Annotated in this window: 23 protein-coding genes; 15 read left to right on the forward strand and 8 right to left on the reverse strand. The window is 71.0% G+C overall.

What is annotated here, in order from left to right; genetic code table 11:
- Positions 1 to 2 precede the first annotated feature (2 nt).
- From ACIQJT_RS31795 to ACIQJT_RS31815, 5 genes are read left to right on the forward strand one after another with little or no spacing between them, the layout of a single operon-like run.
- Complete coding sequence (locus ACIQJT_RS31795) at positions 3 to 1280, forward strand: cation:proton antiporter (protein WP_402649306.1); 1278 nt, start codon at positions 3 to 5, stop codon at positions 1278 to 1280.
- Positions 1281 to 1317: 37 nt separating this feature from the next.
- Positions 1318 to 2802: a tryptophan 7-halogenase gene (locus ACIQJT_RS31800; RefSeq protein ID WP_402649475.1), complete on the forward strand. Its 1485-nt coding sequence runs from the start codon at positions 1318 to 1320 to the stop codon at positions 2800 to 2802.
- An 18-nt stretch (positions 2803 to 2820) separates the two neighbouring features.
- Positions 2821 to 4014, forward strand: coding sequence for a cytochrome P450 (locus tag ACIQJT_RS31805; RefSeq protein WP_402649307.1), 1194 nt, complete (start codon positions 2821 to 2823; stop codon positions 4012 to 4014).
- A 13-nt stretch (positions 4015 to 4027) separates the two neighbouring features.
- Positions 4028 to 5299, forward strand: coding sequence for a cytochrome P450 (locus ACIQJT_RS31810; protein ID WP_402649308.1), 1272 nt, complete (start codon positions 4028 to 4030; stop codon positions 5297 to 5299).
- A gap of 25 nt (positions 5300 to 5324) precedes the next feature.
- Positions 5325 to 5558, forward strand: coding sequence for a ferredoxin (locus tag ACIQJT_RS31815; RefSeq protein WP_402649309.1), 234 nt, complete (start codon positions 5325 to 5327; stop codon positions 5556 to 5558).
- A 55-nt stretch (positions 5559 to 5613) separates the two neighbouring features.
- Here the strand turns inward: ACIQJT_RS31815 and ACIQJT_RS31820 are convergent, their stop codons facing one another.
- Positions 5614 to 6840 (reverse strand): alpha-hydroxy acid oxidase, encoded by a 1227-nt coding sequence (locus ACIQJT_RS31820; RefSeq protein WP_402649310.1) that lies wholly within the window; start codon positions 6838 to 6840, stop codon positions 5614 to 5616.
- Positions 6827 to 7924 (reverse strand): 4-hydroxyphenylpyruvate dioxygenase, encoded by a 1098-nt coding sequence (gene hppD / locus ACIQJT_RS31825; RefSeq protein WP_402649476.1) that lies wholly within the window; start codon positions 7922 to 7924, stop codon positions 6827 to 6829. Before hppD ends, ACIQJT_RS31820 begins: the two co-directional genes overlap by 14 nt.
- A gap of 170 nt (positions 7925 to 8094) precedes the next feature.
- Here hppD and ACIQJT_RS31830 point away from each other — a divergent pair, with 170 nt between their 5' ends.
- Together ACIQJT_RS31830 and ACIQJT_RS31835 are read left to right on the forward strand one after the other, a co-directional pair.
- Complete coding sequence (locus ACIQJT_RS31830; protein ID WP_402649311.1) at positions 8095 to 9450, forward strand: PLP-dependent aminotransferase family protein; 1356 nt, start codon at positions 8095 to 8097, stop codon at positions 9448 to 9450.
- A complete protein-coding gene (locus ACIQJT_RS31835; protein WP_402649312.1) occupies positions 9447 to 10847 on the forward strand; it encodes a prephenate dehydrogenase in 1401 nt (466 codons plus the stop codon). The genes ACIQJT_RS31830 and ACIQJT_RS31835 overlap by 4 nt, the downstream gene beginning before the upstream one ends.
- Positions 10848 to 10980: 133 nt before the next feature.
- Here the strand turns inward: ACIQJT_RS31835 and ACIQJT_RS31840 are convergent, their stop codons facing one another.
- The 4 genes from ACIQJT_RS31840 to ACIQJT_RS31855 are packed head-to-tail and all read right to left on the reverse strand — an operon-like array spanning position 10981 to position 14781.
- Positions 10981 to 12153 carry an ABC transporter permease gene (locus tag ACIQJT_RS31840; RefSeq protein WP_402649313.1) on the reverse strand — a complete coding sequence of 391 codons (1173 nt, stop codon included), beginning with the start codon at positions 12151 to 12153 and terminating at the stop codon, positions 10981 to 10983.
- 47 nt (positions 12154 to 12200) lie between these two features.
- A complete protein-coding gene (locus tag ACIQJT_RS31845) occupies positions 12201 to 12917 on the reverse strand; it encodes an ABC transporter ATP-binding protein (protein ID WP_402649314.1) in 717 nt (238 codons plus the stop codon).
- Positions 12914 to 14215 (reverse strand): peptidoglycan-binding protein, encoded by a 1302-nt coding sequence (locus ACIQJT_RS31850; protein WP_402649315.1) that lies wholly within the window; start codon positions 14213 to 14215, stop codon positions 12914 to 12916. Before ACIQJT_RS31850 ends, ACIQJT_RS31845 begins: the two co-directional genes overlap by 4 nt.
- Positions 14212 to 14781, reverse strand: coding sequence for a hypothetical protein (locus ACIQJT_RS31855; RefSeq protein WP_402649316.1), 570 nt, complete (start codon positions 14779 to 14781; stop codon positions 14212 to 14214). The genes ACIQJT_RS31850 and ACIQJT_RS31855 overlap by 4 nt, the downstream gene beginning before the upstream one ends.
- A gap of 111 nt (positions 14782 to 14892) precedes the next feature.
- Here ACIQJT_RS31855 and ACIQJT_RS31860 point away from each other — a divergent pair, with 111 nt between their 5' ends.
- Positions 14893 to 15546 (forward strand): response regulator transcription factor, encoded by a 654-nt coding sequence (locus ACIQJT_RS31860; RefSeq protein ID WP_402649317.1) that lies wholly within the window; start codon positions 14893 to 14895, stop codon positions 15544 to 15546.
- Positions 15527 to 16747 carry a sensor histidine kinase gene (locus ACIQJT_RS31865; protein WP_402649318.1) on the forward strand — a complete coding sequence of 407 codons (1221 nt, stop codon included), beginning with the start codon at positions 15527 to 15529 and terminating at the stop codon, positions 16745 to 16747. Before ACIQJT_RS31860 ends, ACIQJT_RS31865 begins: the two co-directional genes overlap by 20 nt.
- Before the next feature lie 152 nt (positions 16748 to 16899).
- On the opposite strand, the gene ACIQJT_RS31870 is transcribed toward ACIQJT_RS31865, so the two are convergent.
- Both ACIQJT_RS31870 and ACIQJT_RS31875 read right to left on the reverse strand, forming a co-directional pair.
- On the reverse strand, positions 16900 to 17586 hold the full coding sequence (locus tag ACIQJT_RS31870) for a response regulator (protein WP_402649319.1): 687 nt from the start codon (positions 17584 to 17586) through the stop codon (positions 16900 to 16902).
- On the reverse strand, positions 17558 to 18862 hold the full coding sequence (locus ACIQJT_RS31875) for a sensor histidine kinase (protein ID WP_402649320.1): 1305 nt from the start codon (positions 18860 to 18862) through the stop codon (positions 17558 to 17560). The genes ACIQJT_RS31870 and ACIQJT_RS31875 overlap by 29 nt, the downstream gene beginning before the upstream one ends.
- 270 nt (positions 18863 to 19132) lie before the next feature.
- On the opposite strand from ACIQJT_RS31875, the gene ACIQJT_RS31880 reads away from it, so the two are divergent.
- From ACIQJT_RS31880 to ACIQJT_RS31905, 6 genes are all read left to right on the forward strand, one after another.
- Positions 19133 to 19921 carry an ABC transporter ATP-binding protein gene (locus ACIQJT_RS31880; RefSeq protein WP_402649321.1) on the forward strand — a complete coding sequence of 263 codons (789 nt, stop codon included), beginning with the start codon at positions 19133 to 19135 and terminating at the stop codon, positions 19919 to 19921.
- Positions 19921 to 22485, forward strand: a complete 2565-nt coding sequence (locus tag ACIQJT_RS31885) for an FtsX-like permease family protein (protein WP_402649322.1) — start codon at positions 19921 to 19923, stop codon at positions 22483 to 22485. The genes ACIQJT_RS31880 and ACIQJT_RS31885 overlap by 1 nt, the downstream gene beginning before the upstream one ends.
- A 214-nt stretch (positions 22486 to 22699) precedes the next feature.
- Positions 22700 to 23293, forward strand: coding sequence for a helix-turn-helix domain-containing protein (locus tag ACIQJT_RS31890; protein WP_365464794.1), 594 nt, complete (start codon positions 22700 to 22702; stop codon positions 23291 to 23293).
- A complete protein-coding gene (locus ACIQJT_RS31895; RefSeq protein ID WP_365464797.1) occupies positions 23290 to 24606 on the forward strand; it encodes an MFS transporter in 1317 nt (438 codons plus the stop codon). The genes ACIQJT_RS31890 and ACIQJT_RS31895 overlap by 4 nt, the downstream gene beginning before the upstream one ends.
- A 132-nt stretch (positions 24607 to 24738) precedes the next feature.
- Positions 24739 to 25329 carry a TIGR00730 family Rossman fold protein gene (locus tag ACIQJT_RS31900; RefSeq protein ID WP_365464800.1) on the forward strand — a complete coding sequence of 197 codons (591 nt, stop codon included), beginning with the start codon at positions 24739 to 24741 and terminating at the stop codon, positions 25327 to 25329.
- A gap of 54 nt (positions 25330 to 25383) precedes the next feature.
- Entirely contained in the window at positions 25384 to 26523 is a 1140-nt protein-coding gene (locus tag ACIQJT_RS31905) for a hypothetical protein (RefSeq protein ID WP_365464802.1), read from the forward strand.
- Positions 26524 to 26657: the final 134 nt, after the last annotated feature.

Raw genomic sequence — 26657 nt, forward strand, 5'->3', positions numbered from 1 at the left:
GCGTGGACACCGAACAGGTGACCGCCGTGGTCATCGGTGACGTCGCGATCATCGTCGTCGCCTCCTGGCTGCTGGGGGCGCTGGCCCGACGACTGGGGCAGCCGACCGTGATCGGGCAGATCGCGGCGGGAATCGCCCTCGGCCCCACCCTGCTCGGCCGATTGCCGGGCGATCCGACGAAGACGCTCTTTCCGCCGGAGGTGCTGCCCTTCCTCTCGGTGCTCTCCCAGGTCGCCGTCGTGATCTTCATGTTCCTCGCCGGATACGAGATCAACTACCGGCAACTGCGCAGCGGCGGCCGGTCCGTGCTCGCGGTGGCCACGCTGTCGCTGCTGGTCCCGGCCGGGCTCAGCGTCGGCGCGGTGACCCTCCTGGACCCGGTGTTCACCGCGGTGCAACCGGACGTCGGTGGGCGGGCGTTCGTGCTGTTCATGGCGGTGGCCTGCTCGGTGACCGCGTTGCCGGTGCTGGTGGCGATCGTCCGCGAGCGCGGCATGGCGGGCACGTCCACCGGCACGGTGGCCACCACCGCGGCCGGGATCATGGACGTGGCGGCCTGGCTGGTGCTCGCCGCCGCGTTCGCCGGCACCGGGCACTCCTCGGGGCCGTCGTGGCTTTCGGCCCTGCTGCTGGTCGTGCTGTTCGGCGCGGTCATGTTCCTCGTCGGACGGCCCCTGCTCGACCGGCTGCTGAGGCGCTCGGAGTCCTGGCTGCTCAGCCCGGTCCCGGTGGCGCTGGGACTCGCGCTGGGCTGCGCCTGGGTGACGGCCGAACTGGGTCTGCACCCGGTCTTCGGCGGCTTCCTTGCGGGGCTGATCATGCCGCGCCGCAACGAGGTCCCGGACGCCGAGGTGCTGCAGCCGATGGAGCAGACGGCGGCGCTGCTGCTGCCGCTGTTCTTCGTCAGTACCGGGCTGAAGTTCGATGTCGGCACGCTTGACGGCCACGGGTTGGTGCTGCTGGCGCTGATCCTGGGCATCGCCTGCGTCGGCAAGCTCGTCCCGGCGTACGCGGCCTGCCGGTTCACCGGACTCGGGCCGCACCCGTCGGCGCGGGTGGCCGCCCTGGTGAACACCCGCGGGCTGACCGAACTGATCGTGCTCAACGTGGCACTCGCAGCGGGAGTGATAGGCCCCGGACTTTTCACGGTGCTCGTCCTCATGGCCCTTGTCACCACGTTCATGACCGGACCGTTGCTGACCCTGATAGGGCGAAAGGAGCGCCTGGACGCGGGAATTGGACAAGTTGACGAACCGGCCGGACAAATTCAGGCTCAATGAGAAAGCAACACGGACATTGGAGTTGGCTGTGGCAGCAGTGACCGAAGAATTCGACGTGGCCGTCGTCGGCGGCGGACCCGCCGGTTCCACCCTTGCCGCCCTCGTCGCCAAACAAGGGCACCGGGTCGTCGTACTGGAAAAGGAGACATTCCCGCGCTACCAGATCGGTGAATCCTTGCTGCCGTCCACCATCCACGGCGTGTGCCGGCTGTCCGGCGCCGCGGACGACCTCGCCAAGGCGGGCTTCCCGCTCAAGCGCGGCGGCACCTTCCGCTGGGGCGCCCGGCCCGAGCCCTGGACCTTCGCCTTCTCCGTGTCACCCCGCATGGCGGGCCCCACCTCCGTGGCCTACCAGGTCGAGCGGTCCAAGTTCGACGACATCCTGCTGAAGAACGCCCGCAAGCAGGGCGCCGACGTCCGCGAGGGCTGCTCGGTGCGGGACGTCCTCGAGGACGACGAGCGGGTGCGCGGCCTCACCTACACCGACCCCGACGGCGACGAGCACGAGATACGTGCCCGGTACGTCGTCGACGCCTCCGGCAACAAGAGCCGGCTGTACAACAAGGTCGGCGGCAGCCGCGAGTACTCCGAGTTCTTCCGCAGCCTCGCCCTCTTCGGCTACTTCGAGAACGGCAAGCGGATGCCCGAACCCAACCGGTTCAACATCCTCTGCGTGGCCTTCGAGAGCGGCTGGTTCTGGTACATCCCGCTCAGTGACACCCTGACCAGCGTCGGCGCTGTCGTCCGCCGGGAGATGGCAGAGAAGATCCAGGGCGATCCGGAGAAGGCGCTGCGGTCGCTGATCGACGAGTGCCCGATGATCGCCGACTACCTCTCCGACGCCATCCGCGTCACCGAGGGCCAGTACGGCGAGATCCGGGTCCGCAAGGACTACTCGTACCACCACACCACGTTCACCCGGCCCGGCATGATGCTCGTCGGCGACGCCGCCTGCTTCGTCGACCCGGTCTTCTCCTCCGGCGTGCACCTGGCCACCTACAGCTCGCTGCTCGCCGCCCGCTCCCTCAACAGCGTCCTGGAGGGCAAGGTCGACGAGGACGCCGCGATGCGGGAGTTCGAGGCCCGATACCGGCGCGAGTACGGCGTCTTCTACGAGTTCCTCGTCTCCTTCTACGAGATGCACCGCGACGAGAACTCCTACTTCTGGCAGGCCAAGAAGGTCACCGAGAACAGCGAGCCGGAACTCCAGGCGTTCGTCGAGCTGATCGGTGGCGTCTCCTCCGGGGAGCAGGGCCTGATGAACGCAGAGGCGCTGGGCGAGCGGCTCGCGGAGAACTCCGAGGAGTTCGCCACCGCCGTGGAGAAGTTCGCCGCGAACGACGACGGCAGCTCGGTACCGCTGTTCAGCTCCTCCGTCGTGCGCAACGCCATGCACGAGGCGGGCCAGGTGCAGATGCGGGCGCTGCTCGGCGAGGACGCCGAGCCTGAAGCACCCATGTTCCCCGGCGGTCTGGTCTGCTCCGCGGACGGCCTGCACTGGCTGCCCACCACGACTCGCTGAGGGAGGCGAGCTCCGACGATGGCGTCCCGTGAAGTCCCCGTGTACAACCGCCGGAACCGGTTCGCCCCGGTTCCGGAGCTGGTGGCGCTGCGCACCGAATGCCCGGTACTGCGCACCGAACTGCACGGCGGGCCCTCCCAGCAGGTCGTGGGATGGCTGGTCACCGGCAGCGAGGAGTCCCGCGAGGTGCTCAGCGACCAGCACCGGTTCACCATGCTGCCGCCCGCCGACACCGAGGCGCAGTCCCGGCGGCTGCAGAACATCGGCAACCTCCTGCACTACGACCCGCCGGAGCACACCCGGCTGCGCAAGATGCTCAACCCCGAGTTCACCATGCGGCGCCTGCGGTGGCTCCAGCCGCGTATCGAGGCCGTCGTCGAGGAGTGCCTCGACGCGATGGAGCAGGCCGGCGCGCCGGCCGACCTGATGCACCACTTCGCCTGGCCGATCCCGGGCCAGACCGCCTGCGAACTGCTCGGCGTGCCCCGCGACGACCGGGCGGAGCTGTCCCGCCATCTCGACATCACCCGCGACGACGGCCGCGGCCGAACCCGCCAGATGGCGGCCGGCCGGGCCTACCGCGCCTACTTCCACCAGCTGATCGCACGGCAGCGCCGGGACCCCGGTGACGACCTGCTGGGCATGCTGGTGCGCGAGTACGGCGACGACATCACCGACGACGAACTGGAGGGCCTGGCCGCATCGCTGACCTCCGCAGGCATAGAGAATGTCGCCAGCATGCTGGGACTGGGCACCCTCGCCCTCCTCGAACACCCCGACCAGCTCGCCAAACTGCGAGAGGACCCCGGGCTCGTCGACCGCGCGGTGGAGGAACTGCTGCGCTACGTCTCGGTGATACCGACCCTGTCGCCGCGCACCGCGCTGGAGGACGTGCCCCTCGGCGGGCAGGTGGTGCCGAAGGGGGAGCGGGTCATCTGCTCCGCCTTCGCCGCCAACCGCGTCGCCGCCCCGGGCGACGATCCCGACGGCGGTCTCGACATCACCCGTGAACCCGCCCCGCACCTGGCCTTCGGGCACGGCGTGCACCACTGCCTCGGCGCCCCGCTGGCCCGGATGCAACTGCGCACCGCCTACCTGGCGTTGTTCCGGCGCTTCCCGGACCTGCGGCTCGCCGTACCGCACGAGGAGATCCAGTTCCGGCTTCCGTCGTCGCGGGTCTACTCCGTGGACGCGCTGCCGGTGGCCTGGTAGGAGGACAACGTTCATGCCGCAGCAGACCCGACAGCAACCACCCCAGGCACAGGCGTACCCCGAACTGCTCTACACCCGGCGCACCCGGTTCGACCCGGCGGACGAGCTGCGAGCCGCACCGCCCCTGAGCCGGTACACCATCGGCCCGAACGAGTCGGACGAATGGGTCTGGCTCGCCACCGGCTACGCCGAGGTGCGCCGGATCCTCGGCGACCACGCCCATTTCAGCACCCGCCGCAGGTGGGGCGCCGAGGGCCCCGACTGGCGTCCCCCGGAGCTGGTGGGGCATTTGATGGACTACGACCCGCCGGAGCACACCCGGCTGCGTCAGATGCTCACCCCCGAGTTCACCGTACGGCGGCTGCGCCGGCTGGAGCCGAACATCGAGGCGATCGTCGAGGAGCACTTGGACGCCGTCGAGGCCACGGGGCCGGGCGCCGACCTGATGGCGCTGTTCGCCCAGCCCGTGCCGGGCGAGGTGCTGTGCGAGCTGATCGGCGTGCCGCGTGACGACCGACCGGAGTTCCTGCGCCACTGCCACCGGCATCTGGACTTCTCCCGCAGCCGCAAGGTGCGGGCGGCCGACGGCGCCGCGTTCTCGCGCTATCTGGTGTCGATGGTGGCGCGGCAGCGTAAGGATCCCGACGACGGGTTCATCGGCGCACTGGTACGCGAGCACGGTGACCGCTTCACCGACGACGAGATGCGCGGCGTGTGCGTGCTGCTGATCCTCGCCGGCATCGACAACATCGAGGGCATGATCGGCCTGGGTGTCCTGGCGATGCTGGAGAACCCGGACCAGCTGCCGCTGCTGCTCGGCGACCGCGACGGCCGGGGCGCGGAGGTCGGTGCGGCCATGGGAGCGGGCCGGGGTGACGGCGGTCGGCTCGCCTCCGACCGGGCTCTGGACGAGCTGATCCGTTACATGTCGGTCGCGAACGCGCCCACCCCGCGCACCGCTGTGCAGGACGTGCAGATCGGCGACCAGCTGATCAGGGCGGGGGAGACCGTCATCTGCTCGCTCACCATGGCCAACCGCGACCCGGCCCTCACCGACGGGCCGGACCGGCTCGACCTCGCCCGCGAACCCGTAGCCCATGTCGCCTTCGGGCACGGCGTGCACCACTGCCTGGGCGCGGCACTGGCCCGTACCGAGCTGCGTGTCGCCTACAAGGCGCTGTGGCGCCGCTTTCCGAATCTGCGCCTCGCCGTGCCCGTCGAGGAGGTGCGCTTCTACAACCGTGCGCTCGCCCACGGAGTGCACCGGCTGCCGCTGGCCTGGTGACCGACGCGAAGGAGACGGCACAGCGATGGAGATCCGGATCGACCGCGACAAGTGTGTGAGCGGTGGCGTCTGCGCGATGTTCGCCCCGCAGGTGTTCGACCAGGACGACGACGGCATGGGTGTCGTCAGCGATGCCGTACCGGCCCGGGAACTCGCTGCGGCCGTGCGGTCGGTCGTCTGGCGCTGCCCGGGACGCGCCATCACCGTGTACGACCAGGAACCGGCGCCGACCGACGAGGTTCCCGAGGCGGGCCGCTGAGCCGCCGTCGGGCCGGGCACGAGGAGGGGAGGGCCGGTGACCCGGCCCTCCCCTCTCATGTCGCCGGCGACTTCTTCGTGGTGCGAGGGGTGGTGGTGCCCGGCGGGACTGCGCCGGGCACGGGTGCAGGGTGGTGGCTCAGGGAGCCGGTGGGGCGCCGCCTCCCGCCGTCTGTCGCCACCCACGTCTCCAGCCGTCGTGCCTGGGCGATCCCCTCGCACCCCGCCAGTCCCAAAGCGTCGGTCAGTTCCTCGGCCAGGAGGTCCAGCACCTGCCGGACGCCGTCCTCGCCGCCGGCCGCCAGACCCCAGAGCGGCGGCCGGCCCACCAGGACGCCCGACGCGCCGAGCGCGAGCGCCTTGAGGACGTCGGTGCCGCTGCGCACACCGCCGTCCAAGAGGAGCTCGCAGGCGTCGCCGACGGCCTCCACCACATCGGGCAGTGCGTCCACGGCCGTCATCGCGCCGTCCAGCTGGCGGCCACCGTGGTTGGAGACCACCAAGGCGTCGACGCCGTGCTCCACGGCCCGCCGCGCGTCCTCGGGGGCCAGAACCCCCTTGAGTACGATCGGCAGCCGCGTGCACGCGCGCAGCCGCTCCACGCACGACCAGGTCAGGGACCGGGAGAAGGTCTGAGCCGTGTGCACTGCCACCGCCGAGGATCCGGCCCCGGAGCGCTGTGCCGTGGAGGCACCGCCGCCCAAATGGACCGCGCGGACATGGTCCGGCAGGGCGAATCCGTTGCGGAGGTCACGCACCCGGCGGCCCATCCACGGCACGTCGACGGTGAGCACGATCGCCTCGCAGCCCGCGTCCTGCGCCCTGCGGACCAGGTCCAGCGTCCGCGCGGTGTCACGCAGCCAGTACAGCTGGAACCACACCGACCCGCCGACCGCCGTGACCTCCTCCACGGGGACACTGCTCAGCGTCGCCACGGTGAACGGGACACCCGCCGCCTTCGCGGCTCGTGCGGTCGCCAACTCGCCCTCGGGGTGCACCAGTCGGTGGTACGCCACCGGCGCGACCGCCACCGGCAGCCGCACCGTCCGCCCCAGCAGGGCGGCATTCGTATCGCACGCGGACACGTCGTTGAGGATCCTGGGACGCACGAACACCCCGTCGAACGCGGCTCGGTTGGCCGCGAGTGACAGCTCGCGGCCGCTGCCTCCGGCGATGAAGTCCCACACCTCCGGCGGCAGGGCCGCGGCGGCGGCCCGCTCAATGTCGTCCATGTCGAGCGGGACCGCCGCCGAGGCCCGTCCGTCGCCGTCACCGCAGGCCATGCTGCCCGGACTTCTCCAGTTCCACCGCTTCGTACAGCGCCTTGATGTTGGCGCTGCCGAACGTGCCCGCGCCCTGCCGTTCGATGATCTCGAAGAACAGAGTGCGCTTGGGGTGCGTGGAGGAGGTGAATATCTGGAACAGCTGACCGCCGTGGTCCTCGTCCGCGAGCAGCTGCGTCTCGCGCAGCGTGTCGATCGAGTGCGCCGCCGGTTCGATGCGGCCATCGAGCAGGTCGTAGTAGGCGCCCGGCGTCTGCAGGAAACGGACGCCGCGGTCGCGCAGCGCGCGGACCGAGCGTACGGCGTCGTCGCTGGAGAAGGCGATGTGCTGGATGCCGGCCCCGTCGTGGTTCTTCAGGAAGTCGTCGATCTGCCCCGGCTCGGCCTTGGTGTCCGGCTCGATGAGAGTGAGGGTCACGGCGTTGTTCGGGCTCTGCACGACCTTCGACTCCATCGCCTGCGTGCCGACGACGATCCGCTCCTCGAAGATCTTGTTGAAACCGAGGGCGTTGCGGTAGAACCGCACGGTCGTGTCGAGGTCCCCTGCGGGGAGGCAGACCGCGAAGTGGTCGATCTCCAGCAGCCCCACCTCGCCCTGCCAGGAAGGCTGTTGACCGGCCACGGGGGTGAACCCGGCAGGGAGGCCGCCCGGTGCCCCGGGCTCGCGCTCCACCAGGGTGTGGACGACATCCCCGAAGCCGCCGATGAGCGCGGTCGCGCGCGGTCCCTCCCCGGAGTGCTGCTCAGGCTTGCGCAGGCCGCGGGCGCCCGCGGCCACGGCGGTGGTGAACGCGGCGCCCGCGTCACGGGTGCGCAGGGCGATGTCCGCGACGCCGTCGCCGTGGGCCGGCAGATACGCGGACGCGGGGTGGCGGTCGCTCAGCGGGGTCGTCAGGACCAGGGTGATCCCGCCGTGCCGGAGCGCCAGGGCACAGTGGTCGGCGGACATGCTCTCGCCGACCACGGAAAAACCGTAGGCTTCCTGCCAGCCTCGGGCCGCTTGCTCGACGTCTTCCACATACAACTCGACATAGTCGATCGTGTAGTGACTGATGGGTTGAGTCGCGTTCGCTCGATCATTCATGACGGTCCCCGGGTCGAAGAAGGATCGGGATTTGCGGCTCACCGTACAACTCGATTCGGTAATACCGCACTTGTCAAAGTGCGGCCTCGGGAGACGCTGGCCAGGGACGTCACGATGGTGTCAAAGAGGTGTCGTTGTCGCAGCTGGCGAAGTACGTGATACTGGCCCCCATGTCGATCCGGGAAAATCTTGCGGAATTATGTTCTGAGCCGCTGCACGCCTCACTCGCCGCCGCGTCCATGGAGTCGATGAATCTGCTGAACAATATTTCCGGAACCTATCCGGAGGCAATATCGTTCGCGGCCGGCCGACCCTATGAGGGATTCTTCGACACCGATCAGCTCCATGAATACCTGAACGTGTTCACGGACTATCTGCGGCGTGAGCGGGGAATGACGGACCAGCAGGTCTCGCGCACCCTCTTCCAGTACGGCGACACCAAGGGTGTCATCGGTGAGCTGATCGCCCGCAACCTGGCCGTCGACGAGGGCATCGACGCCGATCCGCGTTCCGTCGTCGTCACCGTCGGCTTCCAGGAGGCGCTGTTCCTGGTGCTGCGCGCCCTGCGAGCCGACGACCGGGACGCGCTGCTCGCCCCGTCTCCCACCTACGTCGGTCTCACCGGGGCGGCCCTGCTCACCGACCTGCCGGTGATCCCGGTCCCCTCCGGGGAACGCGGCCCGGACCTGGCGGAGTTGGTGGGCCAGCTTCGGGCCGCACGTGACGCCGGGCGCCGCGTGCGCGCCTGCTATGTCACGCCGGACTTCGCCAACCCGGTCGGTGTCAGCATGACCGTCGTCGACCGTCACCGGTTGCTGGAGATCGCCGCGTCGGAGCGGTTGCTGCTGCTGGAGGACAACCCCTACGGGCTGTTCCACCGCACCCCGGACCGGCGCCCGCCCACGCTGAAGTCGCTCGACACGGAGGGCCGGGTCGTGTACTTGGGCTCGTTCGCCAAGAGCGGTGTCGCGGGCGCGCGCGTCGGTTTCGCTGTCGCCGACCAGCCGATGGGTGACGGGTTGTTCGCCGACGAACTGTCGAAGATCAAGAGCATGTTGACGGTGAACACCTCACCGATCGCGCAGGCCGTCATCGGCGGCAAGCTGATCGCCAACGATTTCAGTCTGGTCGCCGCCAACACCAGGGAGACAGCCGTCTACCACAGCAATCTGGCCCAGGTCCTGGACGGGCTCGCCAAGCGGTTCCGGGAGGGGGACGGGGTGTCCTGGAACGAGCCCGACGGCGGGTTCTTCGTCGTCGTCACCGTGCCGTTCACCGTGGACGACGCGTTCCTGGACTATGCGGGACGCGAGCACGGCGTGCTGTTCACACCCATGCACCACTTCTTCGGAGCGGGCACCGAGTCCTGCCAACTGCGGCTGTCGATCAGCACCTTGACGCCGGAACGGATCGAGGAGGGACTCGACCGGCTGGCCGACGCCGTCACCGCACGCCTGCCCAGAAGCACGCCTACCACTGCCGGGAGCACCGCGCCCGGTGGCTTCGGGACCGGGGCCCTGTCGTGATCCGCTCCCTGGCCGTCGTCGGCACCGGACTCATCGGCACCTCGGTGGCGCTCGCCGCCGCCCGGCGCGGGGTCACCGTCCACCTCCTCGACGCCGACGCCTCCGCGGTGCGCACCGCCGAGCTGCTCGGCGCCGGCACCGCGCGGCCGCCCGAGGAACCGGTGGACCTCGCGGTGCTCGCCGTGCCCCCGAGCAAGGTCGCCGACGTGCTCTCCCAGCAGCAGGCACGGGGTCTGGCGCGGAGTTATACGGACGTGGCCAGCGTCAAGGCCGGTCCGGAGCGGGAGGTGCTGGCCCGCGCCCCGCGGCCCACGCACTTCGTCGGCGGTCACCCGCTGGCCGGCCGCGAACGCTCCGGGCCGCTCGCCGCGCGTCCCGATCTGTTCCGCGGCAGGGTGTGGGTGCTCACCCCCTCCCGGCTCACCTCCAAGCCCGCCTTCGACCGGGCCCTGGACCTGATCGCCCTGTGCGGAGGCGTGCCGACCGTCATGCAGAGCACGGCCCACGACGAGACGGTGGCGCTCACCTCTCACGCCCCGCACGTCATGGCCAGCCTGGTCGCCGCCCGGCTGGAGGGCCGGTCTCCGGTCACCGCGCTCCTCGTCGGCCAGGGATTCCGGGATGCCACCCGGATCGCCCGCGGCGAGGCCCGGCTGTGGACCGACATCATCGAGACCAACGCCGGCGAGGTCGCCGGTGTTCTCACTGCGCTCCAGGGCGACCTCGCCGAACTGCTCACGGTGGTACGGGAATTGGCGGCACGAGACCCGCGCAACCGGGCGCGGAGCCGGCGTAACCTCACCGGCCTGCTGGAACGAGGCATCGCCGCGCTGGATACGTTGCCCGCCCCAGTCTCCGCGGCGTCCGGACCGCTCGCCGCGGACAACACCCGGCTCGACGTCACCATCGCCGAGCGTCCCGGGGAACTCGCCCGGCTCCTCGACGCCGCGGCCGGATTCGGCGCCGGACCCGACACGGTCGCCGCGCCGCTAGCCCCGCACGGCCCTGAGGGACCTCTCGTCATCCGGTTCGAACTCGCCCCGGCCGAAGCGGGCACCCTGGGGGAGAAGCTGGCCGCCGCAGGGTGGGACGTGGTCCACGAGGCCGGCGGCCACGGTGTCGGCGAACTCACGAAGAGCGGGCACCAGGCCGGCGCCCATGAGGCGGACGGACACCGGCTGGGCGAGCCCGAAGAGGGCGTGCACCAAGACGGCGTGCACGAAGACGGGGTTCGCAGGGCCGCCGTCCTCACGGCGGCCCTGCGCGAGCACGGCAGGTGCGGGGCCGGCCCGCACCCGGCCGCCGTACCGCAACAAGCCGCAGTGCCCCGTGACGCCGAGTGCGAGGACGACGCACGGGCAACGACCCGTCCCGCTCCCGTCGGCGATCCGCTGTGACCGCAGCTTCCCTTCCCGCCGGACCCGGCACACCGGAACCCTCCCCGGCCGAGTGGCCGAGGAGGGCACGGGTCCGGTCAGGTTCGGACCCGGCACCGTGCCCCCCGCGGGGGATGTCGGGGGCCACCGGTGATCAGGGGGTGGCCAGCGCCTCCGTCGGGGGCAGCCGGGCCGCGCGCACCGCCGGGTAGAAGCCCGCCAGCGCGCCGATGAGCAAGGTCGAGCCGATGCCTCCGGCCATGGCCCAGACCGGCACGACCGACGGCCAGCCCTGGTAGGAGGCGTAACCGATGGTCACCGCGATTCCCACGGCCACCCCGCCGATGCCGCCGAGCAGGGACAGCAGTTGCGACTCGCACAGGAACTGGTTGCGGATCTGGCCTCGGGTCGCCCCCAGGGAACGACGCAGTCCGATCTCTGGGCGGCGCTCCAGCACCGAGATGACCATGGTGTTGGCCACGCCGACACCGCCGACCAGAAGTGCCACCGCACCGAGTCCGAGGAGCAGACCGCTCAGGGTGTCGTCCGTGGCTTCCTTCGCGGCGAGCGCGTCGGAGGGCCGGGAGACGGCCACCTCGTCCGGCTTCTCCGGGTTGACGGTGGCCCCGAGGATGCCCTGCACCTCGGAGACGTGCTCCTCGACGGCGCGTACGTGGATCACCGTCGGATAGCCGTCGAAGCCGAGGTTCTCCCTGGCATAGGGCCAGCCGACCAGCGCCTGGGTGTCCAGTTCCGGCATCAGCTCGTTGGGCGCGAGCAGCCCGATCACCGTGAACCAGCGGTCGCCGAGCCACACCTGGACGTCGGCCCCGGCCCGGTGCACCCCGAGCTGTTCGGCGGCGCGGGGACCGAGGACGACCGACGGATAGCGCTCGTTGGCCGCGTTCAGCCAGCGGCCGTCGGTCAGCTTCGCGCCGGTCGTCTCCGGCAGGTTGGTCCTCGCCGCGTTGACGGCGATACCGCTGGTCTCGGCCTGGGGGATGTGGTCGTTGCGGTACACCTTGGCGTCCACCTTGCCGAGCGCCGTCACTGACTCCACGTCCGCGATGTTGCCCACCATCCGGACCGACTCGCTCGGCAGATGAGAGGCCTCGCCGCTGAGCGACGGCCCCGGTGTGACGGACAGCAGATTGGTGCCCAGGGCATTCAGCCTCCGGTCCAGATCCTCCGTACTGGACGTGGAGATGCCCACCACGCCCACCATCGCGGCGATACCGATCGCGATGCCGAGCGCGGACAGGAACACCCGCATGGGCCGGGCCCGCAACCCGTACCCGCCCACCCGCAGGACGTCGGCGAAACTCATCCGGGCCGGCTGGGGCCGGGAGCCGGCAGTGCGCCGGCGGGGCCCCCTCACCCCTCCGCCCCGGAGGTGACGGCCGCCATCTCCCGGCCGGCCGTCGCCGAGTCGTGCTGGATCCGCCCGTCCTTGAGCCGCACCTCACGCGGCAGGGACGCGGCTACGTCCCGGTCGTGCGTGATGACGACGACCGTGGTGCCGGCATCGTTCAGCTCGTGCAGCAACTCCAGCACGGTCGCGCCGGACCGGGAGTCGAGCGCGCCGGTCGGCTCGTCCGCCAGCAGCAGCGGCGGATCGCCCAGCACCGCTCGGGCGATCGCGACGCGCTGCTTCTCACCGCCGGAGAGCTGGTGCGGCTCGTGGTACAGACGGTGCCCGAGACCCACGCGGCGCAGCGCCGCCTCGGCGAGCCGGCGCCGCCTGGCGCGCGTGGTGCCGCTGTACAGCAGGCCGTCGGCCACGCTGTCCAGCACCGGGATGCCCGAGGTGAGGTGGAACTGCTGGAACACGAAACCGATCGTGCCGGCGCGCAGCGCCGACAGCTCACGGTCGCTCAGCTCCTCGACGGCGTGGCCGTCGACGCGGACATGCCCGGAGGTGGGGCGGCTCAGGGTGCCCATGATGTTGAGCATGGTCGACTTCCCGGACCCGGACGGCCCCACGATCGCGACCAGTTCACCGCGCGCGATCACCAGATGCGCGTCGGCCAGCGCGACGACCTCCCCGTACCGCTGGGAGACACCCGACAACTCGACCACGGGCGGCGTCACTTGGGCACCCCCACGGTCATGCCTTCCTTGATGCCCGAGCCCTTCACTTCGACCAGGCCGTTGGCGAACATTCCCAGTTCCACCGGGACCATCCTGCTGCCGCCCCCGGTGGTCGGCGCTTCCAGGGCGTAACCGCCGCCCGGTCGTGCCATCAGCGCGTTGACCGGTACCGCGAGCACGTCCCGGCGGCTGTCGGCCGCCAGGATCACGTCGACGGACGCCGCCTGGTAGCGACCCAGCTTCTTCTGGTCCTCGATCTTCAGCTGGACCGGGAGAGTGGCCTCGTCCGCGCCCTTGCTCTCGCCGCCGCTCCCGCTCCCGGAACCGGCCGAGTCGTTGCCCGGGCTGCCGATGTCGGTGACCTCGCCCACCACGGTCGCGCCGTCCGGCAGCCGGACCGTGGCCTTGGAGCCCTCCTTCACCAGGTCCTCGTGCTGCGGGTCCAGGTCCATCGAGACGATCCGTTCGGTGCCCGTCCAGGTCAGCACCTCCCCGCCAGCGACCGCGCCGGGCGAGGTCTTCAGCTCCGTGACCCGTCGAGCCCCGGACGCGACGACCGCGTCCCCGGGCCGTACGGTTCCGGTCTCCTCGGCGTTCAGGTCGTCCTGCCACTCCTCGACCGCCCGGGCGGTGCCCGAGGTGTACTCGTCGTCCACATCGAAGCCGTCGTAGCCCAGGTCGGCGAGATTGCGCTCCAGCATGCGCACGTCCTTGCCCTCGCTGCCGGGCTCCAGCGTGCGGTAGAAGGGGATGGATCCGTACAACAGCGGAACTTTGCGCTCGTTGACCCGGTAGACGGCGTCGCCGCGTTTCAGCGTGTCGCCCTCGCCGGGCACCCAGGTGACGAACTCGCCGTTGGCGGCCTGGCCGCCACCGCTCTGCCCGGCCTGTCCGGATGCTGGGGCGGCGGAGCCGTAGGTGACGGCGGTCGGCTTGCCATGGCCCAGGGTGCCGTCCACGGTCTCGGTACTGGTGAGCGTCATCCGCCGGATGGTCGTCGTCGCGGTCGGCCCGTCGGGGGCGGCCTGCGCCGTGGGTCCGTCGTCGCCGCTGAACGTGCCGGTGGCGGCCAGTCCCGCAGCGGCCGCCACGGCGATGGCGACGACGAGGATGACGGCCCTGCGGCGGATACGACGCCTGTTGCGGTCCCCCGGTGGGCGGTCGCCCTCCTCGGCCACCGCCGGCTCAGCCGCCTTCTCGGCGACGTCCGGGGCGCGCTCCGCGTCGTCCGAGACCGCCGGGGCGGTGCCCGGCTGTACGACGGCCGGTAGGTGTTCGGTCTCGTCCTGCGTGGTCACTGCCCTCCGCCGCCCTGGATCATCATGCCGCCGCCGGGCCATTTGTCCTGGCACGCGGAACGGGCCTTCTGGAACGCGGGGTCAGCCATGCTGAGGCCGGCACCTGCGAAGTCGAGAGCCATCTGGCCCCCGTTGATCTCAGGGTCCGGGAAGTTCGGCACGCCGTTCTTGCGGATGCACTCGGCCCAGGCGGCGACCTTCGTCGGATCGAGCGCCTCGCCTCCCTGACCCTGGCCCTGGGCCTGCGGCGCCTTGTCGCGGCAGGCCTCCATGGCGCTCTGGAACTCGGGCGAGTTGGTGTCGACGTCGCCGGCGTCCATACGGACACCACCGTCGGCCTGCTGGGGATCGGGGAATTCCGGTACACCCTCCGCGCGCATGCACTCGGAGAATTCCAGCGCCTGGTCGAACGGGCTGTTCGCCGACCCGGAGGAGCTCGAGCTCGGCTCATCGCCCGAGGCCGCGTTGGACTCACCGGAACAGCCGCTGATCAGCGCGCCGGTGAGAAGCAGGGATACGGGTAGAAGCGAGCGCCCGATCAGGGCGCGACGGTGTGTGGAGAACATGTTCGGAGTTGTACGCCCGGCGCGGTTACACCCGGGGAACACCGCGTCCACCGCCCTCACCCTTCCCAGGCGTTATTCCCCTGTTATGGCACCCAGGGCATCCTGACCAGCATGAGAGTGCTGATTGTCGACGACCATCTCGAGCTCGCCGAGACGATTGCCGCCGGACTGCGCCAGGAGGGCATGGCCATCGACCTGGCACTGGACGGTCAACAGGCGCTGGAACAGGCGACGGTGTACGACTACCACGTGATCGTGCTCGACCGGGACCTTCCGCTGATGCACGGTGACGAGGTCTGCCGCGCGCTGGTCAAGCACGGTTCCGGAGCCCGCATCCTCATGCTCACGGCCTCTTCCACGGTCGCCGACAGGGTGGACGGACTGAGCCTGGGCGCCGACGACTACCTGACCAAGCCGTTCGCCTTCGCCGAGCTGGTGGCGCGGATCCGGGCCCTCGCGCGGCGCGCACACCCTGCCGTGCCCCCGGTGCTCACCCACGGTGACCTGTCGCTGTCGCCCGCCGAGCACACCGCCTGGCGTGGCGGACGCCCACTCGATCTGACGCCCAAGGAGATGGCCGTACTGGAGCTGCTGTTGGCCGCGCGGGGTGCGGTGGTGTCCGCGGAGGATCTGCTCGAACGGGCGTGGGACGACGCAACCGACCCGTTCACCAACACCGTGAAGGTGACCATCAGCCGGTTGCGCCGCAAGCTCGGCGACCCGCCCGTGATCGAGACGGTGCCGCATGTCGGCTACCGCATCTGAACGCGTCGGCCGGTTCCGCATCCGCTGGTCGGCCCGGCTCCGGCTCACCCTCCTGTACGGGACGCTGTTCCTCGTCTCGGGTGCCACTCTGCTCGCCGTCACCTACCTCCTGGTCGTGCAGAGCCCCGCCTCTAAAGGCACCAAGATCACCACCCTGCCTGCCTCGCGCACTCCGGCGGTACAGGAGATCTCGGCACAGATCTCCTACGTGGCCGACCGCCAGCGCCAGGAGGCACAGCGCACCCTGCTGACCCGGTCCGGGATCGCGCTCGGTGTCATGACCGCCGTCTCCGGTGGGCTGGGCTGGCTGGTGGCGGGGCGGGTGCTGCGGCCCGTACGCGTGATGACGGAACGGGCCCGGCGCATCTCGGCGCACAATCTGCACGAGCGGCTCGCCATGCCCGGCCCCGCCGACGACGAGTTGAAGAACCTCGGTGACACCTTCGACGGACTGCTGGCGCGCCTGGACGCGGCGTTCGACGCGCAGCGACGGTTCGTCGCCAACGCCTCGCACGAACTGCGCACCCCGCTGACCCTGCAGCGCACGGTGATCGAGGTAGCGCTCAGCAACCCGGACCCGGACGTGGAGACCCTGCGGGCGGTGTGTCGGCGGACCTTGGCCATCGGCGAGGACCAGAACGAGTTGATCGAGGCATTGTTGACCCTGGCGAGCAGTCAGAGCGGCGTCTTTGTGACCGAGCCGCTGGACCTCGCCGAGGTCGTCAAGGGTGTACTCGACGATCTCGAGCCCACTCGCCCCGAGGACGTCAGCCTGCACGTCGCGCTCGCCCCCGCCCCCGCCGAGGGCAGTACCAGCCTCGTGGAACGACTGGTGACCAACTTGGTCGGCAACGCCCAGCGCTACACCCATCCCGACGGCTGGATCCGGGTCACCACCGGCCTCGACGGCGGAGTGTCCACGGTGCGCGTAGTGAACAGCGGGCCGGTGGTCCCACGCGAGGCGATCCCCTCCCTGTACCAGCCCTTCCAGCGGCTCGGCCACCGCTCCGCAGGCGCCGACGGTCACGGCCTCGGCCTGTCGATCGTCGCGGCGATCGCCAGCGCCCACCGGGCCCGCATCGTCACCGAGCAGGGGCCGGAGGGCGGGCTGGACATCGTCGTCGCCTTCCCTCGTCGCAGGGACGACCTGTACGCGACGCCCGACCCACACCCGTCCAACGCACGAGCCCCTTGGCGTTGACGGTACGCGCGCCGACCTGCCATCGCGCTTCCCCGAACGGGCCAACCGGTTCAGCTCGATCTGTCGGCCAAAACGTGCCCAAAGACTCGGCGCCACAGCGACACCTTCCGGCAGCGCCCGGAGGTATCCGGCCCGGCCGGCAGCGGGAGCGGTCAGCCGCGGTCGGGCCGGTGAGCCGTGTGGGGGGTCACCAACCCGGAGTCGTAGGCGAGGATCACCGCCTGCACGCGATCCCGCAGACGGAACTTGTCCAGGATGTGCCCGATGTGTGTCTTCACGGTCGTCTCCCCGACGCCCAGCTCGGCAGCGATCTCCGCGTTGGACAGACCGCGGGCCAGGGTCCGCAGGACGTCCACCTCGCGCCCTGTGAGGATGTCCAGCTGGGGTGGGACGGGTGGAGCGGTCGCGGAAGGCATGCCGGCGAACCTCGCCAGCAGGCGCCGGGTGACCCGGGGGGCGAGCACGGCGTCGCCGGCCGCCACGGTGCGGATCGCAGCCACCAGGGAGTCGGCCGGCCCGTCCTTGACGAGGAAGCTGCTCGCTCCTGCCCGCAGGGCGTCCACCACATGCTGGTCGAGATCGAACGTGGTCAGGATGATGACCCGGCTGGACAGCCCGGACTCGGCGATCAACCGCGTCGCCTCGACGCCGTCCATCCGCGGCATGCGAATGTCCATCAGGACGACGTCCGGAGCCAGGCGGCGGGTCTCCTCGACGGCTTCCTGGCCGTCGGCTGCCTCACCCACGACTCGGATGTCCGCCTCCGCCTCCAGGATGAACCGGAAGCCGGTGCGGATCATCGGCTGATCGTCAGCCAGCAGGACGCTGATCGGCCGCATGGTGTGCTGTTCCTCCGGTGTGGGTGATGCCGTCCTCGTCGGGCAGCTGGAGTACGGCGTGGACGCAGTATCCGCCGCCCGGGCGTGGGCCGGTGTGCAGGGTGCCGCCCGTCGCGGAGATTCTCTCCCGCATCCCCAGCAGGCCGTGACCGGAGCCGCCCGCGGCTGTGGGGGCCCGTCCTGCGAGCCCGCCGGCGACGCTGGGCCCGTCGTCACAGATGCGGACGTGCAGCTCCTGCGGGTGCTCTCCCCACAGCAGCCGGACCCGGGCGTGAGTCGGTCCCGCGTGCTTGACGGTGTTGGTCAGTGCCTCCTGCACGATGCGATAGACCGTGAGCTGGAATCCCGCCGGCAGGGACACCGGCGTGCCCGACACTTCGTAGTCCACCTTCGCGCCGGTGGCGCGCACGGCGTCGACGAGGGCGGGCAGGGCCGCGATGGTCGGTTGGGGCGGCTCCTTCGAGGGTGCGGCATCCGCGTCCTCGTCGGTGCGCAGCACGTCCAGCAGCCGGCGCAGCTCGGTGACGGTGTCCCGCCCCGTCTGCTCGATGGCGGAGTGCAGTTCGTGCGCCTTGTCGGGGGAGCGGTCCTGGACGCGGTCGGCGGCGATCGTCTGCACGACCATCAGGCTCACGTTGTGCGCCACGATGTCGTGCAGTTCGCGGGCGATGCGTGCCCGCTCCTCCATCACCGCGGCCCGCGCGTTGGCCGCCTGCTCCCGCTCCAAGGCCGCGACACGCTGCACGACCTCGTCTCTCACGGCCTTGCGGGCCCGGGACAGCCGGCCCAGGGCCCACGCCGCCAGCAGCAGCACGGCGTCCGTGACCAGTGCGGCCAGCGCGTACCCGGAGGGCGCGAGGAGTGCCTCGGTCAACGCGCTCAGGGGAATGCCCACGGCGGCCACGAAGGTCGTCACGCGCGGTGTGTCGCGTACCGCTGTCAGGAACACGGCCGTGGCCACGGCCAGATAGGTGGGACCGATCGAGGTACCGTCCGGTCCGGAGAGCTGAGGGATGTAGGAGAGGGACTGGAGCGTCGCCGATGCGACAGCCATGACCAGCAGGCTCACCAGCGGCAGCTTGCGGTGCACGGCGAGCGGCAGGCTCGAAAGCAGCGCCAGCCCGTACCACCACTGGTCGGGTGCCCGCAGGCTGTGCCCACCGGGTGGAATGGCTGCGGGCAGTGCCAGGCATGCGGCCGCCGCGAGGACGGCCAGCGCGGTGTCCGTGACCGCCGCCGGCACCTGGTGGCCCGCGAAGGGCCCCGACTCTCTCATGCTCTCAACGGTAAAGGCGCTGTTCACGCGGGATGACCTTCCCAGGTCTGACCCCCGCCGTCAGGTTTCCTCCTCCGGGTCCTCCTCCTTTCGTAGGAGACACCCCGGTGGCGACGCCTCGCTGTGCGCCCTGCGCTCCTCCGGTCGGAGGAAGGCGGCACGGGCCTCAGCCGTCAGGCGGAGCGTCCGATTCGACGCGGGGGCGGAGGCCGCGGGCCGCGCTCCCCGGTCAACTGGAAGAACCCCCGCCACGCAACGTGAGGTTCCACCATGCTCGGAGCACGCAGCCGCACCACGTCCCCCAGCGGCCCCATCGGCACTGATCCATCCGGCAACGCCGTACGACTGACCCAGGTGACCAAGGAGTACGGCCGCGGTTCCGGCAAAGTGGTCGCACTGGACGACGTCAGCGTCGGCGTCGCGGCGGGCACCTTCACCGCGGTGATGGGCCCGTCCGGCTCGGGAAAGAGCACCTTCCTGCACTGCGCCGCCGGACTCGACCGGCCGACGTCGGGAACCGTCCGGCTCGGCGGCCAGAACCTGGGCGAGCTGGACGAGACGCAGCTCACCCGACTGCGCCGTACCCGCATCGGATTCGTCTTCCAGGCCTTCAACCTGCTGCCCGCGCTCACTGTCGAGCAGAACATCACCCTGCCCCTGCGTCTGGACGGCCAGGGCACCGACCACGACACGGTCCGCGGTGTCACCGATGCGGTGGGCCTGACCGGACTGCTCACCCGGCACCCGGCGGAACTGTCCGGCGGTCAGCAGCAGCGCGTGGCCATCGCCCGGGCCCTCATCACCCGTCCGGAGGTGATCTTCGCGGACGAGCCGACCGGCGCAGTCGATCCGGACACCGCCGACGGCATCCTCACTCTGCTCCGGCAAGCGGTCACCGACCTGCACCAGACCGTCGTGATGGTCACCCACGACCCGGCCGCCGCCCAGCACACCGACGAGGTGATCTTCCTCGCCGCGGGACGTGTGGTACGCCGCATGACGACGCCCTCCGCCCCTCGGATCAAGGCCGCCATGACCGAGCTGAGGAGGAACGCCTGATGCTGCGCATCGCTCTCGCGACCCTGCGCACGCGCGCCGGAGCCTTCGCTGCCACGTTCGCAGCCCTCCTGATGGGCTCAGCCGTGATCACCGCCTGCGGCGTACTCCTGGAATCAGGCCTGCGCTCCTCCGTGCCGCCCGAGCGGTACGCCAAGGCGCCCGTCATCGTGGCCGGCCGCCAATCCGTCGACCTTCAGGTGAAATCCGCCGACGGCTCCGCCTACGACAGCTCCCAGCCGCTGTCCGAGCGGTCCCGGCTCGACGCCGCGCTGGCGAAGGACCTCGCCGCTGTGGAAGGTGTGGCTTCCGTGGTGCCCGACCGCGGCGCCCCCGTCCGGATGCTGGCCGGTGAGCGGACCGTGACCGGCGCCAACGGAGCCGTACCGCAGGCCCATACCTGGAACAGCCGCGTCCTGGGCGGCTTCCGGCTCAGCGAGGGGCACAGCCCTCAGGGAAGCCGGCAGGTCGTCCTGGACCGTGATCTCGCGGAGCGGGCCGGGCTGCGGACCGGCGACCGCGTGCGGATCATGGCAACCTCCACACCGCTCACTTTCGAGGTGGCCGGGCTCGTGACCCTCGACGGCGGACGCACCCCCCGGCAGTCCGTGTTGTTCACCTCCTCGGCGGCGATGGATCACCTGGCACCCCGGTCGGGTGCACACGTCAATGCCTTCGGCGTCTTCACCCGGCCGGGCACTGACGCGTCGGACGTGGCGTCCGCGGTCGAAGAGACACTGCGAGGACGCGGCGCGGCCGTGTACACCGGCGACAGCCGCGGCGAAGCGGAGTTCACCGACATCGCCGTCGGGGCGGCCAACCTGGTGCAGCTCTCCACCGGCATCGGCGGCAACGTTCTGCTGGTGGCCGTGTTCGTGCTGTGCGCCACCACCTCGCTCGCGGTGCGCCACCGCCGCCGTGAGATGGCTCTGCTGCGCGCGATCGGTACCACCCCCGGACAACTGCGCCGCATGATCGCGGCCGAGTCCGCGGTGGCGGGCCTGGTGGCCGGGCTGCTCGGATGTCCGCTCGGCGTCGGGGTCGTCCACTGGCTCGGCGGTCAGTTCGCCGGGCGCGGCCTGGTGCCGCCGGACTTCCATCCGGTGCTCGGCCCGCTGCCGTTCCTGGCGGCGGTGGGCACCACCGTGCTCACCGCGGTGATCGCAGCCCTCGTCGCGGCACGCAGGGCGGTCCGTGTCCGCCCGACGGAGGCGTTGCGCGAGGCATCGACCGAACCCGCCCGTCTGGGGCGCGGACGCCTGATCACCGGTGGTGTCCTGCTGGCGCTGGCCGCGTCCGTGGTCGGCCTCGGACTCGGCTACCGCACCGATTTCATGACCTTGGTCGGACTGGCCAACTCCCTGGTGCTGGTCCTCGTCATCGCCGCCGCGGTCCTCGGCCCGCTCGTCACCCGGGCGGCGATGACCGTCCTGGCGCCCCTGCTGACCCGCACCGGTGCCACCGGCTGGCTCGCCGCCGCCAACTCCCGTACCCGCGCCGCACGGACCGCGGCAGCCGTCACCCCGCTGCTGTTGGCCGTGTCCCTGGCCGCGACGGTCGTCTTCACCCAGACCACCCAGCTCCAGCAGGCCGCGGACGAGACCCGCGCGGGGACGCTCGCCACCCGGGTGGTGAACGCCCCCCAGGGTGTGTCCCCCGATTTGGCGGAAAGGGCGGCCCGACTGCCGGGTGTCACGGCCGCCACCGGTGTGGTCCGCTCCAAGGCCATCGGCGTGGGGACGCTGCTGGGCACCCAGGAGACCGTCTCTCTCAGCGCCCAGGGCCTGAAACCCACTGCCCTGGCCGACACCGTCGACCTGGACGTCCGCGAGGGGAACCTGTCGGACCTGGCCCCAAGGACGGTCGCCCTCAGCACGACAGCGGCCTCATGGCTGGGCCTGGACGTCGGCGACCGCGCCCACCTCCACCTGGGCGACGGCACGCCCTTCAGCGGCGAGGTCGTCGCCGTGTACAGCCGCGGGCTCGGCTTCGCCGATCTCACCTTCGACCACGACCTGCTGCTGTCCCACACCACGGCGCACGTCGACCAGTCGGTGCTGATCCGCTCGCGGTCCGCAGACGCTCCCGAGCTGTCCGCACTCGCGCGCAGTTACCCGGGTACGACCCTGAGCACCACGCCGGCCGCCGACGCGCAGGTTCGTGAGCAGCGGGCGCTGGCCTGGGTGAACTACGTGGTGGTCGGCCTCATCATCGCCTACACCGCCCTTACCGTGATCAACACCCAGGCGATGAACACCGCGACCCGCCGCCGGGAGTTCGCGCTGCTGCGGCTGACCGGTACGAGCCGGTCCCAGGTTCTGGGCATGATGCGGCGGGAGAGCGCCACGGTGGCGGCCGTCGGCAGCCTTCTGGGCACTCTGCTGTCCGTGCCTCCGCTGGCCCTGGTCGCTCTGGCGCTGACCGGCAGCCCCGTGCCGACCGTTCCCGTCCTGGGCTGGCTCGCGATCGTCGGATCGACAGCGCTCCTGGCAGTGGCCGGAGCGATGCTGCCCACCCGGCTGATGCTGCGGACGCCTGCGGTGCACGCCATCGGTACGAAGGAATGACGCCGGAAGCGCGGGAGGCGACCAGACACACGACCCGTCCAGCGCGCCGACGCGACCGAGCCCCGGCAGATCGGGCAGGCAGCCGACCGGCGCCTTCCCGGATGCCATGCGATCCGGCCCCGTCGGAAAAACTCCGGTATGGACATCGCCAGGAGCGCGAGCCAGAATGAAGGAACAGTTTCGAAAGAGTTCTTTAACATAAGGCTTCTCTCTCATGGTGACCGGACAGGACCCGCCGCCGCGGCGGCAGATCAACGACCCCCGGCAGTTGCGTGCACTGGCCCACCCACTGCGGCTCGCCGTGCTCCAGTACCTGATGGCGGTGGGGCCGCGGACAGCGAGCGAGTGCGCGGTGGAGGTGGGCTCCACCGCCTCCAACATCAGCTGGCACCTGCGCCATCTGGCCGGCCACGGACTCGTCGAACCCGTCGAGCCGTCCGACGGCCGCGAACGCCCCTGGCGGGCCGCACAGGTCGGACTCGACTTCGGAGCGATGAGCACCGACCCCGTCGTCATGCCGGAACAGGACGCCCTGATCGCGGCGAGCATGGCGGAGGAGAGCCAGCTCACTCGGCGTTTCCTCGACCACCGGGACAAGATCGACCCCCGGTGGCTCGACACGGCCCGTCTCGACGGGTACGTACTGCGGGCCACTCCCGAGGAGATGGACGAGCTGGCGGAGCGACTGAACGCCCTGCTGCGGCCCTACCTGGCCACTGTCCGTGACGATCCGCCCGAGGACGCCACCCTGACCTACGTGGGGCTGCGGCTGTTTCCCCGGCTGAACGCGGCGGGGCGCACCGAATGACCGGCCAGGCCGCACCCGCACGCCATCCGTTACGGGACGCGGCCTTCGCCCGGCTGTGGGTCTCGGGACTCCTGTCCGAGACGGGCAAGTGGGTGCTTCAACTGGCCCTGCCGCTGTACGTGCTGCAGCTGACCAGCTCGGCCCTGGTCACCTCGGTCGTGGCGATGCTCGGACTGCTGCCCAGCCTGTTCATGGCTCCCGTTGTCGGCGCGCTCGTCGACCGCTGGGACCGGCGTGGTGTCCTGGTGGTGGTCAGCGTGGCCCAGGCGGCGCTGCTGCCCCTCCTCCTCGGCGTCGACGACAGGGGAGACCTGTGGCTGATCTATCTGGTCACAGGCGCCGAGGCGATCCTCACCGTGGCGTTCGAGTCGGTCAAGAACGTCGCCCTGTCCACCCTGGTGGCTCCGGACCAACTGGTCAGCGCCAACGCAGCGATCGGCCTCAACGTCTCCATGGGCCGGCTGGTCGGCAGCCCGCTCGGCGGCATCCTGCTGAGCACGGCCGGGCTGCCGTTCGTCATCGGCTTCGGGTCGCTGTCGTTCCTGGTCGCCGCCGCACTGGCGTGGACCATCCCCCGGGGGCCGCGCACCCGCGAGGCCCCCGGGGCGGACCAGCGCTTGCTCACCGGTCTGGGCCGAGGTCTGCGCACCATCCGGGACGTCCCCGTGCTGCGCGGCACCTTCGCCTGTGTGGGACTGCTGTCTCTCGCGCAGGGCATGTTCGTGGTGCTGTTCCTGCTCTTCGTCACCGACCTCATCTCCGCGGGCGAAGCCCAGGCGGGCCTGCTGCGCGGGGTGCAGGCGGTCGGCGGATTCGCCGGCACCGTGACCGCGGGGGTGCTGACCCGGCGCCTCGGCGCGCCGCGTCTGCTCAGCACCGGGGTCCTCGTCTTCGGCGCGGTCAGCGCCCTCACGTGGAACCTGTCGACGGTGACCGCCGGACTCTGGGTGTACGCAGCGCTGTTCACCGTCGCGGGCGTGCCCGCCGTATGGCTGGCCGCCGCCTGGCTCTCCCTCGTCCAGCAGTCCTCACCGCTTCCGGTACGGGGCCGGGTCATGGCCCTCGTGCTCGGACTGTCCGACGGCCTCCAGGCGCTGGGCATGCTGGTCGCCGGTCTGCTGACCGGAGTCGTCGGCACCCTCGCCGCCCTCAACATCCAGGCGGCCCTGCTGCTCTGCGCCGGCCTGCTCGCCCTCCGGCTGCACCCCGGAAGGGGCTCGGCCGCGAAGCACGGCAGGATCCTCACGCGCGGACGGCTGGCCCGTGCCGCGGTGCTCGCGCGGACCCAGCACCGGCGCGACGACCGGTCCTGAACGGACCGCGGCCGACCGGTGCTGCTGCCCCGGAACTGTCGGAGGGCCAGGCTGCCCGCGAAACTGCCGGAGCGGCGGCGCGTCCTCTGTTTGACTCCACAGCGCAACGAGGCCGCTGCGTGAGGAGACCCGATGACCGTTCCCCTTTCCGTCTGCGTCTTCTGCGGCTTCTCTCCCGGAGCGGGGACACGGTACGTGGAGTCGGCCAGGGAGCTGGGCGCGCTGCTCGGCCGACGCGGGCACCGGCTGGTCTACGGCGCCGGGACGGGCGGGCTCATGGGGGCCGTGGCCGCCGGGGCGGCGGAGCGCGGCGCCCGGATCACGGGTCTCATCCCGGACTTCCTGCGTCTGCGCGAACAGGCCGACGAACTCCCGGAACAGCGCCTGGTCCTCACCGGCGACCTGCTGGAACGCAAACGGGGCATGATCGACGAGGCCGACGCGTTCGTCGCGTTGCCCGGAGGCTACGGCACGCTGGACGAGGTCCTCGAAGTGATCTCCATGAAGGCCCTGGGCCTGCTGGACGCACCCCTGGTGCTGGTGGACGTGGACAAGGCCTGGACCCCGTTCGTGGCGCTGATCGACAGCCTGCACGAGCGCGGCTTCCTGCGCGACCCCCGTGTCTTCACCGTCGCCGCCGACCCCGCGGAGGCGCTGACGTACATCGAACGGCACACGGCACGCGACCGGCTGGAAAGCCGTCCCGCCGTCGTGCACCAGTGAACGGCCCCACTCCCGGGCCGTGGATCCCGACACCGACCGAGTGAAGTGGTGACCATGCCGACTCCGACAGGTCCGGACAAGCCCCTCATCATGCTGGTGGGAATGGGAGACCTGTCCTCCCGACTGCTCACCATGCTGCTGTCCCACCCCGCCACCAACCGCGTCGTCGTGGCCGGACGCGATCCGGAGACCCTCCGACGCCGTGCCAACCTCGCCCAACTCACAGCCGTGAACCTCGGGTTGTTCGGCACTGTGGCGACGGAGCGGATCGACCTGTACGACGTTCCCGGCACCGCCGAGACGCTCGACCGGGTCCGTCCCGACATCGTGTTCATGGGAGCGTCACTCCAGTCGTGGCGGGTCATCACCCAGCTCCCGAAGGACGTCTTCGAGGAACTCGACCAGGCTCAGCTCGGCCCCTGGCTGCCTCGCCATCTCACCTTGAACCACCTGCTGATGCAGGCCGTTCGGATGTCGGGCACCGGGGCGAAGGTGGTCAACGCGGCCTACCCCGACGCGGTGGGACCCGTACTCGCCACCGCCGGACTGGCCCCCACCACCGGCATCGGGAACGTCGCCAACATCGTTCCGGCCCTCACCCTGGCGTACGCGCACTGCGCCGACCGGGAACCGGCCGACATCGAGGTCCGGCTCGTCGCCCAGCACTACTTCAGCCACTACGTGCCGCGCTACGGAGAGGCCGGCAAGGGCGTCTACCACCTCACCGCGCGGGCCGGCGGAGAGTCGTTGGACAGGCCCCACCATGAGGTCTTCACCCAGATCAACGGCCGGCTGAAACGCCTGGGCGGTCTCGACGGCCAGCTCCTGACGGCCTCCTCCGCGATGCGGGTGCTACAGGCGATGGCCACCGACAGCGGGGCCCTGTGTCACGCCCCCGCGCCCGGCGGGCTGCCCGGTGGCTATCCCGTCCGGGTGACCGCGGAGGGAGCCACGGTGGACCTGGACCCCTCCCTCACCCTCGACGAGGCGGTACGGCTGAATGTGGAGTGCCAGCGCGCCGACGGCATCGAACGGATCGACGACGACGGGACGGTGACGTTCACCGAACCCGAGATGGCCGTCATGAAGCGGATGCTCGGCTATGACTGCCCCGCCATGAAGCTCTCCGAGACCGCCCAGTGGGCGGACGAACTCGGCCGCAAGTACGAGGCGTTCGCCGCACGCCACAAGTGACTCCGACACGGCGGTGGGGGGGGGGCCCGGGCGCCCCCCCCCCCCCGGGGACCGGGTCGGTCGGGGGCGGGGGCGGGCGCGCCCGCCGGGCCGAGGGGCCCGCCGCGCCCGGCGGGGGGCGGGGGGGTGGGGGC

The sequence above is a fragment of the Streptomyces sp. NPDC091972 genome (assembly GCF_044756385.1).
Taxonomy (GTDB): domain Bacteria; phylum Actinomycetota; class Actinomycetes; order Streptomycetales; family Streptomycetaceae; genus Streptomyces.